Source organism: Brachybacterium sp. NPDC056505 (assembly GCF_042794925.1).
Lineage (GTDB): Bacteria > Actinomycetota > Actinomycetes > Actinomycetales > Dermabacteraceae > Brachybacterium > Brachybacterium kimchii.
The window spans coordinates 18,899-35,713 of record NZ_JBHTSV010000022.1; the positions used below are offsets into that span (position 1 = coordinate 18,899).

Genomic DNA, 16,815 nt, shown 5'->3' on the forward strand with positions numbered 1-16,815 from the left:
TCCTCACCCGTCCGAGTCCGGGGCGCACGAGAGGAGGGCGACGCCATGTCCGCCGCACCCGCATCCGCCGCCGCATCCGCCGCGCCCGTCGACGCCGACGCATCCGCCGACGCGCCCCTGCGCGCCGTCGACGTCACCCTCGGGTACGGCGAGCACACCGTCAGCAGCGGCCTGGACGTCGGGATCCCCGAGGGCTCCTTCACGGTGATCATCGGCCCGAACGCCTGCGGCAAGTCGACCCTGCTGCGCTCCCTCTCGCGTCTCCTCCAGCCCACGAGCGGCTCCGTCGTGCTCGACGGCAAGGACATCCACGACTTCTCCTCGAAGCAGGTCGCCCGGCGCCTGGGACTGCTCCCGCAGACCTCCGTGAGCCCGCCCGGGATCACCGTCCGCGACCTCGTCGCGCGCGGCCGCTACCCGCATCGCGGCCTGCTCTCGCAGTGGTCATCGGCCGACGACGAGGCCGTCCAGCGCGCCCTCGCCGCCACCGGCACCACCGGGCTCGCCCACCGGCTGGTCGACGAGCTCTCCGGCGGGCAGCGCCAGCGCGTGTGGATCTCGCTCGTGCTCGCCCAGGAGACCCCGCTGCTGCTGCTCGACGAGCCGACGACGTTCCTGGACATCACCCACCAGCTCGAGGTGCTGAACCTGTGCCGGGAGCTGCACGCCACGGGGGAGTACACGCTGGCCGCCGTGCTGCACGACCTCAACCTCGCCTTCCGCTTCGCGACGCACCTCATCGTCATGAAGGGCGGCGAGGTCGTCGCGCAGGGGGCCCCGCAGGACGTGGTCACCTCCGAGCTCATCGAGGAGGTCTACGGCATCGGCAACCTGTGCGTCGAGGACCCGGTGACGGGCCGGCCGATGATCGTCCCGACCTGAGCGGGTCCTCCCACACCGGAGAGCGGACTCAGCCGTTGTTCTCCTGCTTCCTGCGGATCAGGTCCAGCGTGATGGTGCCGCCGATGATCGCGAGCCGCAGATCCGGGGGCACCGAGGGCTCGATGGCGAGCACGTAGCGGCTGTGCCCCAGGATGCCGCGGCCGATGCCGGCCCAGCTGCGGGCGACCGTCGCGGCGACCGCTCCCTGCATCGCGAAATGGAAGTCGAAGCCGAGCACGTTGCCTGAGAGCTCGAGGACGCGGCCGTCGGCGAGGGTGAGATCGACCTTCGTGCGCAGCATCGAGAAGCGCTTCCGCACCGCGGCGACCTCCGCGCCGTCGGGGCTGCTCAGCTCGAAGCGGTCGAAGCCGATGCCCACCGGGTCCTGGACGTGCAGCAGCGGGGTGCCGTCGGCGTCGGACACGTCGAGGGACCTGCTGCCCGCGACCAGCCGCGAGAGCCCGCCGCCGGTCGTCGTGACATGGCCGACGGCCTGCTGTCCGGAGGCGTCGAGGATGTCGAAGTCGTTGGACATGAACCCGGTGATCTGCTGCATCACCAGGGCGTCGTGGGAGAGGAGCGCGGGCTTGGCGGCGGAGGAGTCCATGACGGGAGTCTGCCAGGCATGCGCCGACTACGGTGGTGGACATGACTGACGCGGATGCCGTCCCCGAGCAGGCGCCTCTCGACATCTTCCTGCCCTCCCCGCCGCCCGACGCCGAGGCGCAGGAGACGTTCCTCGACGAGGCCGCGGCGCTCGCCCTGGACGGCCAGCCGATCACCGTCTACCTGCAGGACGAGGACGCCTGGGCGTTCGAGGAGTGCGAGCCCGTGCGCTCGCTGCTCGAGTCCGCCGGGGACGGCGTGCTGCCGGTGACGCTCCTGGGCCTGGACATCGTGGTCAGCTCCGTCTACCCGACCTCGGCGCAGATGCAGCGCTTCGCCGCGGAGGGCGGGGCTCCCCGCGAGAGGCGCAGCGCCGCTGCCTCGGCCTGCGGACCCGTCGGCGAGGGCGCCGCCCCCATTCCCCGGAAGGCCGGGGGATTCGCGGCGCAGCTCATGGGCGCCGCCCCTGCGCCGAACCTGCCGGCGGGCGGACCGGACATCGGCCGACGCCGGAATCTCATGGGCGGGGACACCGGCGAGGGTCTGCCCTGATCAGCCCAGTGAGCAGGCCACCCCGTTGAAGCCGTGGTTGCAGTACCCGCCGGGGTTCTTCGCGAGGTACTGCTGGTGCTCGGGCTCGGCCGGGTAGTACCGGCCGTTCCCTGCCTCGGCGAGGGGCAGCAGCTCGGTGGTGATCGCCCCGCGCCCGGCGGCGTCCAGGGCCTCCTGGTAGCGGCGGGCGGAGTCCCGCACGATCTCGCCCTGATGGGGCGTCGTCCAGTAGACGGCCGAGCGGTACTCGGTGCCCACGTCGTTGCCCTGGCGCATGGCCGTGGTCGGGTCGTGCTGCTGCCAGAACTCCTCGAGCAGGCGGCGCAGCACGGCGTTGCGCTCCTCCTGCGTCGAGCCCTGGATGACGACGCGCACGGCCTCGGTGTGACCGGTCTTCGCGGAGAAGACCTCCTCGTAGGTGGGGTGCGGCGTGAAGCCCCCGGCGTAGCCGGACGAGGTCGTCCACACCCCGGGGATCTGCCAGGCGATGCGCTCGATGCCCCAGAAGCAGCCGCCCGCGAGGATGATCTCCTCGGCATCGGGCGGGGTGTCGAGCATGTCCGTGCCGAGGACGGCGTGCTCACGGGCGAGCGGGTAGGGGGAGCGGTCGCGGCCGGGCAGGGCGTCCTCGGGGGCGACCATGTCCTTCTTGTGGGCGTTCAGCATGTCCATGATCTGCCACATGCGCGCCACGCTACGCCGGCTCAGCGGCCCCGGCGCGGGGATGTGCCGTGGGGCACGAGCAGCAGGGCGACCAGGGCGATCATTGCGAGGATCCCGAGCACCATCGTCCAAGCGGGGGTGCTCGTCCCCGCGAGGGGGAGGACCACGGCGAGGCCCGAGGAGAGGGCGAGCAGGGCTGCCGCCGCGGCCCATCGCACGGTGGTGATGAGGGCACGACGGCCGATCGTCCCGTGCGCGGGGACGATCGCGGCGAGCGACCAGCACACGTGGGTGACCAGGACCAGCACGGCGACGCCGCCGAGCACCGGGACGTCGGCGGACGCGCATGCCGCGACGACCGCTCCGGCCAGGGCGAGCGCTCCGATCGAAGCGTCCGGGCGGATGCTCTGGACCAGTCCGCCGACGAGCACCGCCGCCGAGGTGAGCGCCGCGAGCACCCCGTCCAGGGGGCGCCCGCCGCACGCGAGGAGCTGGGCGGCGACGAGCGAGAGCGCGGCGAGCAGACGCAGCGACCACTGGGCGCGCGAGACGTGGCCGAGGTCGGCGAGGAGCTGGGCGATCGACTCGAGGGTGCTGCGCATCAGGTCCTCCTCATCCGCGGGGCGCTCGCGGCGCGGGAGAGCGAGAGCAGGACCGGGGCGAGGGATCCGGGTCCCTCCCATGCGGTCACGGGGACTCCCTGCTCGCGCAGCGCCCGCACGGTGGACTCCCGCAGCAGGCGCCGCAGCGTCCACGCCTCCGACCAGTAGCGCTGGGGATCGCGGGCCGTCCCGGCGCCCGGCGCGGAGAAGGGGTCGCCGACGCTCGGCGGCAGGGTGTCCACCACGATGACGTCCGCGCCGCGGGCGCGCAGCTCGCCGATCTGGGCGACCACCCGATCGTCGAGCAGCGGCGAGCACACCACCACGAGCGTCGAGCCGCGCAGGGCGCCGACCTTCTGCACCCGTGTGACGGGCCCGGACGTGCGGCGCGCGCGGGCGAGGGTGTCCACGATGATCCGCAGCTGCCGCGGCCCCGTGCCCGCGCGGAGGGTGCCGATCCTGCTGCCCAGGTCGTGCAGGCCCACGCGGTCGCCGATCCCCAGGTAGTGGCGGGAGACGGCCGCGATCGCGCGCACCGTGAGGTCCAGGCTGGTCTCCGCGGTGGCCTCGAGGCCGGGTGCGACCAGGTCCTGGAGGGTGTCGGCGACCACGAGCACGTCGGTGTCGCGCTCGGCGAACGTCGCGTTGGTGTGGAGGGTCCCGGTGCGCGAGGTCACGCGCCAGTTGATGCGGTGCAGGCGGTCCCCGCGCTGGAAGGGACGCACGTCGGCGAGGGCCGTGCCCTGCCCGCGTCGGGCCGAGAGGTGCACCCCCGCCACGCCGATCGGGGCCGGCAGGTTCGGCGGCGCCTCGAGCAGCGAGGAGTCGGGCGAGACCTGCAGCAGCACGGGGTCGAGCCGGCACTGGGTGCGGTGGGCGCCCAGGGGATCGGCGAGCACGACGTGGACCGGGCCGATCTCGTACCGGCCCCAGCGGCGGGCGGTGACGGTGAGCGGGACGCTGCCGGCGTCGGCCCGCGAGCCGAGCGGCGGGGTGAGGGAGGCGTGCGCCGGCAGCGGCACGGTGACGCCGAGCAGGGATCCGCTCGACCCCGACTTCGAGGCTTCCGGGGCGCCCGGGGCATCCACGACGATCCGCACGGTCCCGCCCTCGGCGATCGAGCGCTCGGTGCTGCGCACGCGCACCGACGCGAGGTCCGCGCCCTCGGCCCCGCCGCGCGCGAGGCGCCGCACGACCGCGAGCACCGCCCAGGCCAGCAGCGGGAGGCCCAGCACGAGCAGCTCGGGCCGGCCCGCCATCACGGCGAGCACCGCGGGCAGCGTGCCCACCACGACCGCGCGCAGCAGCGCGGGCGTGGCGGCGGAGGGCGGGGGAGCGGAGGTCATGCCCGCTGGGGCTCCTGCTGGCCGTCCTGGTCCCGGTGCGCGGCGGGGACGGGCGTCTCGGCGAGCACGGCGTCGACGATCGAGGCCGCGGTCACCGACTGCAGCCAGAGCTCGGGCCGCACGATCACGCGGTGGTCGAGGGCGGCGTGGGCGAGGTCCTTGACGTCCTCGGGGAGCACGAAGGCGCGGCCGCGGATGACCGCGAGCGCCCGGGCGCAGATCACGAGGGCGAGGGTGCCGCGGGGCGAGGAGCCGACGAGCGCATGGGCGTGGCGGCGGGTGGCGCCGACCAGCGCGACGGCGTAGCGGCCGACGTCGTCGCTCACGTGCACGGACTCGACGGCGGCCTGCACGGCGAGCAGCTGCTCGGCGTCGATGACGCGCGGGACGCTCTGGTCCTCGGTGCGGCGCTCGAGGCGGCGGGCGAGCACGTCCCACTCCTCGTCGGCGCTCGGGTAGCCGAAGGACAGCCGCAGCAGGAACCGGTCCAGCTGGGCCTCGGGCAGCGGGTAGGTGCCCTCGTGCTCGACGGGGTTGGCGGTGGCGAGCACGTGGAAGGGGCGGGGCAGCGGACGGGTCGTGCCCTCGACGGTCACCTGCCTCTCCTGCATGGCCTCGAGGAGGGCGGACTGGGTCTTCGGCGGGGTGCGGTTGATCTCGTCGGCCAGCAGCAGGCCCGTGAACACGGGGCCGGGCCGGAACACGAAATCGCCAGTGCGCTGGTCGAACACCTCGGCGCCGGTGAGGTCCGCCGGCAGCAGGTCCGGGGTGAACTGGGCGCGCGTGAACGGCAGGCCGAGCGCCCGGGCGAGGGAGCGGGCGGCGAGGGTCTTGCCGAGGCCCGGCAGGTCCTCGAGCAGCACGTGCCCGCCGGCGAGGACGCCGGCGAGCACGGACTCGAGCACCTCGCGCTTGCCGACCACGGCGGTCTCGACCGCGTCGAGCACGCGTGCGGCGATCGCGGAGGCCTCGCGAGGATCCACGGGGAGTGTCTGATCGGCCTGTGTCAACGGTCCTCCTGGGGTGAGAGTGCGCGCAGCCAGCGCTGCAGGGCGGGGCGGGTGACGGCCGGGACGGAGCCGGTGCCGGGCTCCTCGCAGGCCCGCAGGAAACGGCGCAGGTCCTCGGGCAGCGGCGGTGCCTGCCCGGTGTGATCGGCGCGGTCGCGGTGGTCGCGCTCGGCGGCGGCCAGCGCGAGCATGCGCCCGAGCGAGCGCCCGGTCATGCGCCGACGTGGCCCGGCGCCGTGCATCATCTCCTCGAGCCGGCGCACGGTGACGTCGGCGGCGTAGGGGCTGACAGCCTCCGGGTCGTCGTCCAGCAGAGGGGTCTCGAGGGCGTCGGCGACCGCGAGCTCGGGGGAGATCAGCCAGGAGACGAGGGCTATCACGAGGGTCACCGCGAGCGGCAGCCACGGGTGCAGGAAGTGCCCGAAGATCCCGAGCACGCCCATGAGCACGGCGGTCGCGCACACGGCGAGGGCGAGGCGCACCAGCAGGGAGCGCAGGACGCGGCTCATCGGGCGGTCACCTCCTGCAGCCGGTCCGCGAGGCGCTCGAGCGCGCGGCGGGCACTGGACCGGGTGCCCTCGTCGAACGCCTCGGCGTCGGCCGCGCGGTCGTCGAACAGGGCGCGCCCGTAGAGGCCGGCGAGGATCCGCAGGTCCGAGTCCGGGAGATCGATGTCCCGCAGCACGGTGACCACGTACTCGGTGGTGGTCTGCTCGGGCCGACGGACGATCCCGGCCTCGGCGATCCCGCGCTCGAGGGCGAGCCAGGCGTCGATGATCGCGTCGCGCGGAGTGGCCGCGTACTCGAGGGACTCCCGGGCGCGGGCCAGGGCGCGGTGGGCGTCCTCGACCTCGAGGAGCTCGGCCTCCGCGTCACCCGCCTCCGCCTCGGGCCGACGGGCGCTGCGCAGCATCCGGGCCCGTCTCAGCACCCAGATCACGAGCACGAGCACGGCGATGCCGGCGAGGATGGCGAGCACCAGGAGGACGGTCGCGGCGAGATGCCCGGAACCGGGGTCCGGGGGCGCCGGCGGTGTCTGCGAGGCCTGCGTGGGCGGGGGCGCGGTCTCGGCCTCGCGGTCCACGTCGATGTCGAAGAACCAGCCCCTGCCCTCGAGCACGGGCCCCAGCACCCGGCCCGCCCCGAGCACGACGCACACGAGCGCCACGAGGGCGATCAGGGAGGTCGCGGCCGCGGCGCTGCGGGGCGGGAGTGGGTGCATGCGGATCAGTCTCCCGGCGGCCTGGGGTGCGGGGAGGCGACGATGACGTGCTGCTCGCCGGCGATCCGGGTGAGGACGAGCGTGGCGCGCTCCTCGCCGAAGCGGCGCGGGCGCAGCTTCCTGCGCAGCTCGTCGGGCTCGACGGCGGTGCCGCGCTTCTTGATCTCGAGGATCCCCAGCCGGTGCTCGCGCAGATAGGAGGAGAGGCGCTTGAGGGAGAAGGGCATCACGTCGCGCACGCTGTAGCCGGAGGCGAAGGGCGTCGAGATCCGCTGGTCGCTCGTGAGATAGGCGATCGTGGGGTCGAGGGTGCGGGCGTCGAGATCGCGGGCGACCTCTCCCAGCAGGCCCGCGCGGATGACGGCGCCGTCGGGCTCGTACAGGTGCGCGCCCAGGTCACCGGTGTGCGGGTCGGCCTCGGGGGTGCCGCGGGGCGCGAGGCGGCGCGCGCCCCCGCGGTCGATGACGAGCGCGCTGCGCTGGGTGCCCTCGGACGCGAGCGGGCCGAACCAGCAGGTCGCCTCGAGGACCTGGCCGTGCCAGGACAGCCACTGGGTCTCGGTGTCCGCGGGCAGGGCGTCGTGGTCGATGCCCGGGCCGAGCTTCGCTCCGAGAGCGCCGTTCTCGTGGGCCCCGCCGCGGCCGGTTCCGGCCTGCCCGAGGCGGCGGGCGAGGTCCACCACGGTCGAGAGCGGGGGCGAGTACTCCTCGGGGTCGCGCAGGCGCACGCTCCCGGAGGCGCGGCCCGCCGCCGGCCGACGGCGGGCGGGGTCCAGCCAGATGCCCTCGGTGCGGGCGGGGTCGTGGTCCTGCGCCTGGCCGAGCTCGGCGCGGGCGCCCTCGAAGGGCATGAGGTTCACGGTGGCCACGGCGACGGTGGTCGGGTCGCGGTCGACGGCGAGCACCTCGAGGTCCAGGGCCGCGGCGGCCATCGCGTCCCCGCCGATCCCGCAGCCGAGGTCCGCGAGCGAGGAGATGCCGGCGTCGCGGAAACGCCGTGCGTGCAGCGCGGCGATCGGCAGGCGCGTGGCCTGCTCGAGACCGTCGGCCGTGAAGAGCATGCGATCCGCGAACTCGCCGAACTTGTCGCGGCCCTTCGCGCGCAGCTTCGCCTGGGTGAGCACCGCGGCGACGAGCTCCGGGGCGTGCCCGGCCTCGCGCAGGCGCGCGCCGAGACGGAGCGCCTCGCGCTCGTCGTAGGGCGGCAGGGACTGCAGAAGCTTCCAGCCGGAGGGCTCGAGAACCTGCTCGAGCCCCTGGGTCCCGGGGCCCTCGGTCACGCGGTCTTCCTGAGGTCCAGGACGATCTTGCCGCGCGTGTGGCCGTCCTCGAGCATGCGGTGCCCCTCGGCGATCTGCGCGGGGGCGAGGACGGTGCTGACCTCGACGTCCAGGGTGCCGTCCGCGACGGCATCGGCGAGCGCGGCCAGGCGCTGGGGGCTCGGGGCCATCTTCGTGACGCGCGCATCGATGCCGCGCTCGCGGGCCGGGGCGACGTCGGCGAGGCTCGGCAGGGCGACGATCCTGCCGCCGGGCGCGAGATGATCGAGGCTCGGCACGAACGTGTCGAAGTAGTGGGCGTCGATGATGCGGTCGACGCCGCGGCCCTCCGTCGCAGTGTCGATCGCCTGCTCCCAGTCCTCGGTGTCGTAGGCGATGGGCCGCGCGCCGAGGTCCCGCAGGCGCTGCGCGTTCGCGGAGCGGCCCGTCGCCCAGACCGTCGGGGCTCCGGCGCGCAGGGCGAGCGGGACGAGCATCTGGCCGACGCCGCCGCTGCCGCCGTGGACGAGCAGCGTCATGCCGGGCGCGAGCTCGGCGTCGTCCTCGAGGGCGGTGAGCGCGGTGGAGCCCGCGAGCGCGAGGCCCGCGAAGACGGGCAGCTGGGCCGCGGGGACGCCGTCGGGGACGGGGGAGAGGTCGGCGGCGGGGATCGCGACCTGCTCGGCATAGGTGCCGCGCATGTCGCCGAGGTCGCGGACGCCGAACACGCGGGTCTCGACGGGCATGCCCAGGGCGTCCAGGTCCACGCCCTCGCCGGCCCCGAGGACCTCGCCCACCATCTCGCGGCCCAGCACGGCGGGCAGGGTGAGCGCGGAGGCGCGGCCGGAGGAGCCGTCGCGCAGCTTGTAGTCGAGGGGATTGAGCCCAGCGAAGGCGACGCGGACGAGGACCTCGCCGGGGGCGGGCTGCGGGGCGGGGGCGTCCTCGAGGCGGAGCACGTCGGGATCGCCGAACGCGGGAAGGGTGATCTGGCGCATGGGATCCATTGTGGATCAGGGGGCCCCGTCGTTGCGGCGAAGCATCGACTCCGTCGCGGATTTCCGGGCTTCGCGGGCGTCCCGGACGATGCGCCGCTCGCGCATCAGGCTGCGGATGCGCGTTCCCAGCAGCATGATTCCTGCACCGAAGGCGAGACCCAGGGAGAGCGCCGCGATCCACGGGCTGTAGAAGTATCCGGCGACCGGGACGAGCACGAGGGCGAGGAGGCCGACGGGCCAGGCCCCGATGCCTCGGTGTCCCAGCAGGTCGGAGAGGACGATCGCGGCGACGACGCCGGCCACGAGCACGAGCACATGGACCGCTGTCATGACAGGAGCATAACGATTCGGGTACACCGGACCCGTACTGTGCACGGGATCACCGATCCACGCCACTATGGTGGGGCCGAGCGCCGCTGAGGCGCTGAGCAGCGGTCGCCCGAGTGGGGGTCGGTGACCCGCACGGCACAGGTGCCGTGCCCCTTCTCGAGCACGGAGCCCGTGCTGCGCGACGGCCGGCCCCATGGGCAGTGAAAGGAATTGCTGGCAGATGACGACGCACGTCCCGAGGAGCATCCGTGGTTAGGTTCATCTCGATACGGGTGCTCACGTACGTGATCCTCGTGTTCCTGGCGACGAGCTTCGCCTACCTGCTGGCGGCGTCGCTCATGCACCCCGAAGAGGTGCTGTACCCGCCGATCGCGACGAAACCCATCCCCGAGGCCACTGCCGACGCATACCTCAACGTCCGCAACATCAACCCGGACGTCCCCGTCTTCCAGCGGTACGCCAATTGGCTGGGCGGCCTCGTGCGCGGCGATCTGGGCGTCACCACGGGCACCAACAAGGATCTGAGTCCCGTGCTCGAGGTTCTCAAGCAGAGGATCCCGATCAGCCTTCGACTCGTGGTGCTCGGGACCGTGATCGGCACCGTCTTGGGCGTCGCCGTCGGGATGCTCACTGCAGTGCGTCGCCACTCGCTCGGCGACCGCGGAGCGACGCTGCTGTCCTTCGTGATCGTCTCCCTCCCGACGCCTGTCGTCATCCTGGTGGTCCAGCAGATCAACCAGGCGATCCAGAACCGCACGGGCTTCGGGCTTCCGGCGATCAATCCGGTCAACCCGCTGCTGCACGGCTGGGACGCGTTCCTCTATGAATCCAAGGCGATCGTGATGCCCACGATCGTGCTCGCGATCTTCGCCGCCGCGAGCTATTCGCGGTACATGAAGGTGACCACGCTCGATGTGCTGGGCAGCGATTACCTGCGCACGGCCCGCGCCAAGGGCCTGACGCGCGGCAAGGCGATGAACCGCCACGGACTGCGGATGGCGCTGATCCCCATGGGCCAGTACTTCGCCTTCGCGGTGGGCAGCGCCTTCACGGGCTCTCTCTTCGTGGAGCTGATGTTCAACTGGCAGGGCGTGGGGCGCTATGCGGTCTCGGCCGTGGGCATCGCGGATATCAACGGCACGGCCGGCGTCGTGCTCTACACCGGCATTCTGACTCTGCTCTCCGCGACGTTCGCGGACTTCCTGCAGGGCATTCTCGACCCGAGGATCAGGTGATCGCACGATGACGAATCCTTCGGACATGCGCGGCACGGACGACGCCGCCGCTCTGCAGGTCGAGACCGACCACCGGGCGAACTCGGTGCTCGAGGGGATGCCGCCCAGCGAGGCCGAGCCGCCCGAGGGTGATGCGCGGTCGCTCGAATCCATCGGCCGCGGCGAGCTGCTGCGCCGGCGGTTCCTGCGCAACCCCGGTGCTCTGATCGGCATGGTGGTGGTGCTTCTGCTGATCCTCGGCGCGATCTTCGCCCCGATGGCCTACCAGTACGAACCCTTCGAGCGGGACCTCCGCAATGCGCTCACGGGCCCTTCGCAATACCACTGGTTCGGTGTCGACGAGAACGGCTACGACATCTTCGCGCGCACCATGGTGGGCCTGCGGATCTCGCTCGTCATCGGTGCGGGCACCGCGCTCCTGACCACGGTGCTCGCCCTGATCGTGGGCACCGTCGCCGGGTATGTGAGCTACAAGGGCCGCTGGGGCGCCTTCGTCGACGGCGCGCTGGTGAACCTCATCAACCTGTTCCTGGTGATCCCGTCACTGCTGCTGCTGATGCTGTTCAGCCCGGTGCTCCAGCAGGCGAGCTGGCTGTGGCTGATCCCGCTGCTCGCGGTCTTCTCGTGGATGCTGACCGCCCGTGTGCTGCGGGCGATGACGCAGCAACTGGTGCGCACCGAGTATGTGGAGGCCTCGCGCTTCATGGGCGTGAACCCGGTGACGACGATCGTGCGGCACATCATCCCGAACATCGCCAGCTGGATCATCATCGACACCACGCTGGGCGTGAGCGCCGCGATCCTCGGGGAGACCGGCCTGTCGTTCATCGGCTTCGGCATCCAGTACCCCAACGTCTCGCTGGGCACAGTGCTGCAGGCATACAACATCGCCGCCCCCTGGACCTGGATTCCGCCGGCCATGGTGCTGGCAGCCCTCGTCATCTCCGTCAATCTGATGGGCGAAGCGCTGCGCGACGCCCTCGACCCGACCAGCGGCTCGAGCCGGGTCTGAGAGGAACAGCAGCAATGAGCGATCCCATCCTGACCGTCACGGACCTCAGCGTCGGCTTCGAGACCGAGGCGGGCCATGTCCAGGCCGTGCAGAACCTCAGCTACGAGGTCCGCCCCGGCGAGGCCCTGGCCATCGTCGGGGAGTCCGGGTCCGGCAAGTCCGTGAGCTCGCTGGCCGTCATGGGCCTGCTTCCCGGCTCCGCCCAGATCACCGGCGACATCGAGCTGATGGGCAAGAAGATCTTCATGATGAACGATCGCGAGCTCTCCCAGCTGCGCGGTGACACCATCTCGATGGTCTTCCAGGACCCGCTCTCGGCGCTGACCCCCGTCTTCACCGTGGGCGACCAGATCTCCGAAGTGGTGCGCATCCATCACCCGGACGTCAGCAAGCAGAAGGCGGCCGATCGCGCGATCGAGCTGTTGGAGTCTGTGGGAATCCCGGAGCCCCAGCGCCGGTCACAGCAGTATCCGCACGAGTTCTCGGGCGGCATGCGCCAGAGGGTCATGATCGCGATGGCGATCGCCAACGAGCCCGAGCTGATCATCGCCGACGAGCCCACCACCGCCTTGGACGTCACCATCCAGGCCCAGGTGATGGAGCTGCTGAAGTCCGCGCAGGAGATGCTGGGCGCGGCCACCATCCTCATCACGCATGACATGGGCGTGGTCGCGGGCTTCGCGGATCGCGTGCTCGTGATGAAGGACGCGCAGATGGTCGAGACCGGAGATGTCGAACAGATCTTCTACGAGCCGCGCGAGGAGTACACGCGGAACCTCCTCTCGGCCGTCCCGCGGATCGATCAGGGCGCCCAGGGCGGGAGCGTGGCCGGAGCGGCGATGCGGAAGGTCGCGGAGGTCGCCACCTCGGAGGACTCCCGTCCGCGGGAGGCCCGACCCGTCGTGCTCGAGGTCGAGGACCTCCACCGCATCTACCCGATCACCAAGGGCGCCGTGGTGCGCCGCAAGGTGGGCGAGCAGCGCGCGGTCGACGGCATCTCCTTCGACATCCGCGAGGGCGAATGCATGGCCCTGGTGGGGGAGTCGGGCTGCGGCAAGACCACCACTCTCATGGAGATCATGCAGCTGCGCACCCCGCAGCAGGGCGAGATCCGCATCGACGGACGGCCCACGGGTTCGCTCAGCCGAAAGGAGCGGGCGAAGCTGCGCTCCGAGGTCACCCTGGTCTTCCAGGATCCGATGGCCTCGTTGGATCCCCGCATGCCCATCGGCGACATCCTCAAGGAGCCCATGCGGGTGCAGGGGTACAGCACGAAGAAGATGAACGAGCGGGTGGACTGGCTGCTCAAGACCGTCGAGCTGAAGCCTGAGCACGCCTCGCGCTTTCCCACGGAGTTCTCCGGCGGCCAGCGGCAGCGCGTGGGCGTGGCCCGCGCCCTCGCCTGCGATCCGAAGCTCATCATCCTCGACGAGCCGACGTCGGCCCTGGACGTGACGGTGCAGGCGGGCGTGCTCGCGCTGCTCGCAGACCTCAAGACCCGCCTGGGCGTGTCCTACCTCTTCGTCTCGCACGATCTCTCGGTGGTCCGCCACATCTCCGACCGCATCTCCGTGATGAGCAAGGGGCAGATCGTCGAGTCCGGGCCGACGGAGCGCGTCTTCGACGATCCGCAGCACGACTACACCAAGGAGCTGCTGGCCGCCGTGCCGATCCCGGATCCCCGAGTCGCGCGCACGCGCAGTCGGAACGTGATCGATGCCCAGGCGTTCCAGGGGCAGGGCCACGGCGGCGTCGGGACCGGGAGCCTGTCGACCTCGTGAGGACCATCCGCGCCTGGATGGTGCCCCGCGTGTAGAACGTTGCGAATGGATAACACCCTGCTCAGATGGACGACGTTGTGACCTACCGTTCGTATGCTGGTCACACCTTGTGCACCACGTCACGTTGGCCATCGGAGGTCGGAACGGGCGCCGAGGGGGATTCGAGAAGCCGCCCCGAAAGGATCGGGGTGCGCGCATGAAGGAGAGACATATGCGATTCACGCGGCGTTCCATGCTCGGCGCGACAGCGCTGTCCGTGACGGGTGTGGCCCTCGTGGGCTGCAGCCAGGACAACGGCCAGGGCGGAGGGTCCGGTGGGAGCGGCGATGGCGAGGCCATTGCGGCTGACTCCAATGACATGAACCCGAAGGATCGCAGCGAGCTGGGCGAGGGCGGCGCGCTGCGTCTGTCCAACAACGCGTTCCCCGCGAACTGGAACTCCTTCCACGTCGACGGAGCGGAGGCGAACACCTCGGAGATGATGGCGCTCGTGTACCCCTCCCTCATCAAGGCCGATGCCAAGGGTGAGGTCGCCGCGAATCCGCAGTACACCAAGCGCATCGAGCTCACTTCTGAGGACCCGCAGGTCGTGGAGGTGGAGCTGAACCCCGACATGAAGTGGTCGGACGGCACCCCGATCGACTTCAAGTCGATCGAGAATGTGATCACGATCCAGAGCGGCAAGGACGAGGAGTACCAGGTCGCGTCGACCGAGGGGTACACGCTCATCGACAAGGTCGAGCAGGGTGACAGCGAGCTGATCGCCAAGATCACCTTCAAGGAGAAGTACGCGGACTGGATGGGTCTGATCTCCGTCATGCCGGATTCCCTCGCGGAGTCCGCGAAGGCGTACAACGAGGGATGGCTCAAGGAGCCGAAGGTCACCGCCGGTCCCTTCAAGGTGGGCAAGATCGATGCGGCGAACAAGACGGTCCTGTTGGAGCCGGATGACAACTGGTGGGGAGACAAGCCGCTCCTCGACCAGGTCCTCTTCACGACCATCGAAGACCCCTCCGCCTCGGCGACCTCCTTCCAGAACGGTCAGCTCGACGCGCTCAACACCACGGTCCCTGCCCAGTACTCCGTCGTGAAGCCGATGATCGGCAACGGCGCGACCCTGCGGAAGTCCGCCGGACCGGACTGGACCCACCTGACCCTGAACGGATCGAAGGGCCGCCCGCTGTCGGACCAGAAGGTGCGCCAGGCCTTCTTCCGGGCCATCGATCGCGAGGAGGTCTTCCTCTCGGTGAACTCCACGATGCCGTACCCGAAGAACCCCGAGCAGCTCAACAACCGCCTCCTCATGACGAACCAGGAGGGGTACAAGGACAACTCGGGGGATTACGGCAAGTACGATCCCGACGCGGCCAAGAAGCTGCTCGAGGAAGCGGGCTACAAGCTCGAGGGCGAGAAGGCCATGAAGGACGGCAAGCAGCTCGAGCTGACGTACGTCTACAACGACGGCTCGAAGACCAATGAAGCCGTGGTGCCCGTGGTTCAGGAGCAGCTCAAGGCTGTGGGTATCAACATGAAGGTGCAGAAGGTCCCGCCGACAGATCTCTTCTCGAAGTACATCGGCGCCCAGGAGTTCGACATCACGCTGTTCGGCTGGATCGGCAACCCGTTCCTCTCCAGCGGCGACTCGATCTGGAAGACCAAGGGCGGTCAGAACTTCGGAAAGATCGGTAACGACGCGACCGACAAGGTCATCGATCAGGCCGCCGTCGAGACCGACCACGCCAAGCGCCTCGACCTCATCAACCAGGCCGATGCAGGACTGTGGGAGCTGGCCGGCACGCTCCCGCTGTGGCAGTCGTACGACTTCTACGTCCAGAACGACGACCTGGCGAACTTCGGTGCCAAGGGCTTCGCCGACATCGATTGGACCCTCGTCGGCTACGTGAAGGATTCCGACAAGCTCAAGGGCTGATCGCGCTCCTCGCCCAGGGCCGTCCCGCAACCGTGCGGGGCGGCCCTGCGTCGTGTGCGGCGCCGGGGCGTACGAAGGTGTCCCCAACAGAGGAGAGCGGAGTACATGCGCGCGCTGATCGCCACGGGCCGCGCGCTCGATCACCTGGGTGAGCGCGGGCCTCGCCCTCGCCGGACTCATGTACCTCGCCCTCGGGGTGCTCGGGCGCCACGGGTGAGCCACGACGGGCCCGCTCCGTCGGCCTCCCCTCGTAGGCTGGCGCCATGCGCATCCTGCAGCTGACGGACACCCACCTCTACGGGGACCCCGCCTCCCGCCACTACGACCGCATCGACACCGCCGCCGCCCTGCGGGCGGTCCTCGCGCGCGTGCGCGGGATCGAGGATGTGGACGTCGTGGTCCACACGGGCGACGCCTCGGACGACGGCAGCGTCGCGAGCTACCGCCTGCTGCACGAGCTCCTCGACCCCTTTGCCGCATCGCTCAGTGCGCCGCTCGTGGTGACGATGGGCAACCACGACGTGCCCGCCGCATACGCCGAGGTCGCGGGCCCCGGAGACCACGGGGGTCCCTGGCAGGACCGGGTTCACGCGCTGCCCCGCGGCGGGCGCGTGATCATCCTGGACTCGAGCGTCCCGGGCGCCGGCTACGGGCACCTCGACCCCGAGCAGCTGGAGTGGCTGCGGGAGGTCCTCGCCGCACCGGCCGCCAGTGGTGCGCCCGCCGGGGGAGTCTCCGCCGAGGGAGAGGCGGACGGGCCGACGGTCCTCGCGATCCACCACCCGCCGCTCGTCGGCGCGACGCCACTGCTGCGGGGCCTGGACCTCGACGGCCTCGACGCGCTCGCCGACGCCCTCGCGGGGAGCGACGTGCGCGCGATCCTGTCCGGCCACTACCACCACCCGATGACGGGGAGCATCGCCGGCATCCCCGTGCTCGTCGGCCCCGGTATCACCAACGTCGTCGACCCTCTCGCCGCCGGCGGCGTCGAGCGGGCCGGGGCGCGCTCGGGCGCGCAGCTCGTGGAGATCGACGCCCCCGGAGCCCCGGGCGTACGCGCCACGAGCGCCGAGTGGGCCAGCGGCGGCGACACCCGCGAGGATCCCGAGCGGCCCGTCTACGAGTTCGGGCCCGACGTCGTCGCGCAGATCCTCGGCGCCGCCGGGCGCTGAGCCCGCTCCGTGCCGGCCCGCCGCCGCCCCCGGCCGACCTCGCTCTCGGCCCACGGCGAACAGCCGTCCCGAGGGTTAGCACTCGTGTTGCGCGAGTGCCAGAGCGGGTTCTAGAGTGGCGTCGTTGGCAGTCATCGGCCGAGAGTGCCAGATGGCCGCCGCGACCGGGTTCCCCCGGGTCGGCACCGCGACGACGACCAGGACCGGGAACCCGT

17 protein-coding genes are annotated in these 16,815 nt (G+C 71.4%); 7 read left to right on the forward strand and 10 right to left on the reverse strand.

Features of this window, described 5'->3' with window-relative positions; genetic code table 11:
* Positions 1-45: 45 nt before the first annotated feature.
* Positions 46-882: an ABC transporter ATP-binding protein gene (locus tag ACFQ53_RS11670; RefSeq protein WP_377859807.1), complete on the forward strand. Its 837-nt coding sequence runs from the start codon at positions 46-48 to the stop codon at positions 880-882.
* A 28-nt stretch (positions 883-910) separates the two neighbouring features.
* Here ACFQ53_RS11670 and ACFQ53_RS11675 read toward each other — a convergent pair whose 3' ends face one another.
* Complete coding sequence (locus ACFQ53_RS11675) at positions 911-1,489, reverse strand: LURP-one-related/scramblase family protein (RefSeq protein WP_377859809.1); 579 nt, start codon at positions 1,487-1,489, stop codon at positions 911-913.
* A 41-nt stretch (positions 1,490-1,530) separates the two neighbouring features.
* Here ACFQ53_RS11675 and ACFQ53_RS11680 point away from each other — a divergent pair, with 41 nt between their 5' ends.
* Positions 1,531-2,040: an arsenic metallochaperone ArsD family protein gene (locus tag ACFQ53_RS11680; protein ID WP_377859812.1), complete on the forward strand. Its 510-nt coding sequence runs from the start codon at positions 1,531-1,533 to the stop codon at positions 2,038-2,040.
* Here ACFQ53_RS11680 and msrA read toward each other — a convergent pair whose 3' ends face one another.
* From msrA to ACFQ53_RS11725, 9 genes are read right to left on the reverse strand one after another with little or no spacing between them, the layout of a single operon-like run.
* Positions 2,041-2,724: a peptide-methionine (S)-S-oxide reductase MsrA gene (msrA, locus tag ACFQ53_RS11685; RefSeq protein ID WP_377859814.1), complete on the reverse strand. Its 684-nt coding sequence runs from the start codon at positions 2,722-2,724 to the stop codon at positions 2,041-2,043.
* Between the two features lie 20 nt (positions 2,725-2,744).
* Entirely contained in the window at positions 2,745-3,305 is a 561-nt protein-coding gene (locus ACFQ53_RS11690; RefSeq protein ID WP_377859816.1) for a hypothetical protein, read from the reverse strand.
* Entirely contained in the window at positions 3,305-4,651 is a 1,347-nt protein-coding gene (locus ACFQ53_RS11695; protein WP_377859818.1) for a DUF58 domain-containing protein, read from the reverse strand. Before ACFQ53_RS11695 ends, ACFQ53_RS11690 begins: the two co-directional genes overlap by 1 nt.
* Entirely contained in the window at positions 4,648-5,661 is a 1,014-nt protein-coding gene (locus tag ACFQ53_RS11700) for an AAA family ATPase (protein ID WP_377859820.1), read from the reverse strand. Before ACFQ53_RS11700 ends, ACFQ53_RS11695 begins: the two co-directional genes overlap by 4 nt.
* Complete coding sequence (locus ACFQ53_RS11705; protein WP_377859822.1) at positions 5,658-6,170, reverse strand: hypothetical protein; 513 nt, start codon at positions 6,168-6,170, stop codon at positions 5,658-5,660. The genes ACFQ53_RS11700 and ACFQ53_RS11705 overlap by 4 nt, the downstream gene beginning before the upstream one ends.
* Entirely contained in the window at positions 6,167-6,883 is a 717-nt protein-coding gene (locus ACFQ53_RS11710) for a DUF4129 domain-containing protein (protein WP_377859824.1), read from the reverse strand. Before ACFQ53_RS11710 ends, ACFQ53_RS11705 begins: the two co-directional genes overlap by 4 nt.
* A 5-nt stretch (positions 6,884-6,888) precedes the next feature.
* A complete protein-coding gene (locus ACFQ53_RS11715; protein ID WP_377859827.1) occupies positions 6,889-8,163 on the reverse strand; it encodes an SAM-dependent methyltransferase in 1,275 nt (424 codons plus the stop codon).
* Positions 8,160-9,140 (reverse strand): zinc-binding alcohol dehydrogenase family protein, encoded by a 981-nt coding sequence (locus ACFQ53_RS11720; RefSeq protein ID WP_377859829.1) that lies wholly within the window; start codon positions 9,138-9,140, stop codon positions 8,160-8,162. Before ACFQ53_RS11720 ends, ACFQ53_RS11715 begins: the two co-directional genes overlap by 4 nt.
* Positions 9,141-9,155: 15 nt before the next feature.
* Complete coding sequence (locus ACFQ53_RS11725) at positions 9,156-9,470, reverse strand: hypothetical protein (protein ID WP_377859831.1); 315 nt, start codon at positions 9,468-9,470, stop codon at positions 9,156-9,158.
* A gap of 248 nt (positions 9,471-9,718) precedes the next feature.
* Between ACFQ53_RS11725 and ACFQ53_RS11730 the strand changes: the two genes are divergently transcribed.
* From ACFQ53_RS11730 to ACFQ53_RS11750, 5 genes are all read left to right on the forward strand, one after another.
* Positions 9,719-10,705: an ABC transporter permease gene (locus ACFQ53_RS11730; RefSeq protein ID WP_377859833.1), complete on the forward strand. Its 987-nt coding sequence runs from the start codon at positions 9,719-9,721 to the stop codon at positions 10,703-10,705.
* A gap of 7 nt (positions 10,706-10,712) precedes the next feature.
* On the forward strand, positions 10,713-11,717 hold the full coding sequence (locus ACFQ53_RS11735) for an ABC transporter permease (protein ID WP_377859835.1): 1,005 nt from the start codon (positions 10,713-10,715) through the stop codon (positions 11,715-11,717).
* Between the two features lie 14 nt (positions 11,718-11,731).
* Positions 11,732-13,498, forward strand: coding sequence for an ABC transporter ATP-binding protein (locus ACFQ53_RS11740; RefSeq protein WP_377859837.1), 1,767 nt, complete (start codon positions 11,732-11,734; stop codon positions 13,496-13,498).
* Positions 13,499-13,709: 211 nt separating this feature from the next.
* Positions 13,710-15,428: an ABC transporter family substrate-binding protein gene (locus tag ACFQ53_RS11745; RefSeq protein ID WP_377859839.1), complete on the forward strand. Its 1,719-nt coding sequence runs from the start codon at positions 13,710-13,712 to the stop codon at positions 15,426-15,428.
* 263 nt (positions 15,429-15,691) lie between these two features.
* Positions 15,692-16,600: a metallophosphoesterase family protein gene (locus ACFQ53_RS11750; protein WP_377859841.1), complete on the forward strand. Its 909-nt coding sequence runs from the start codon at positions 15,692-15,694 to the stop codon at positions 16,598-16,600.
* Positions 16,601-16,815 lie beyond the last annotated feature (215 nt).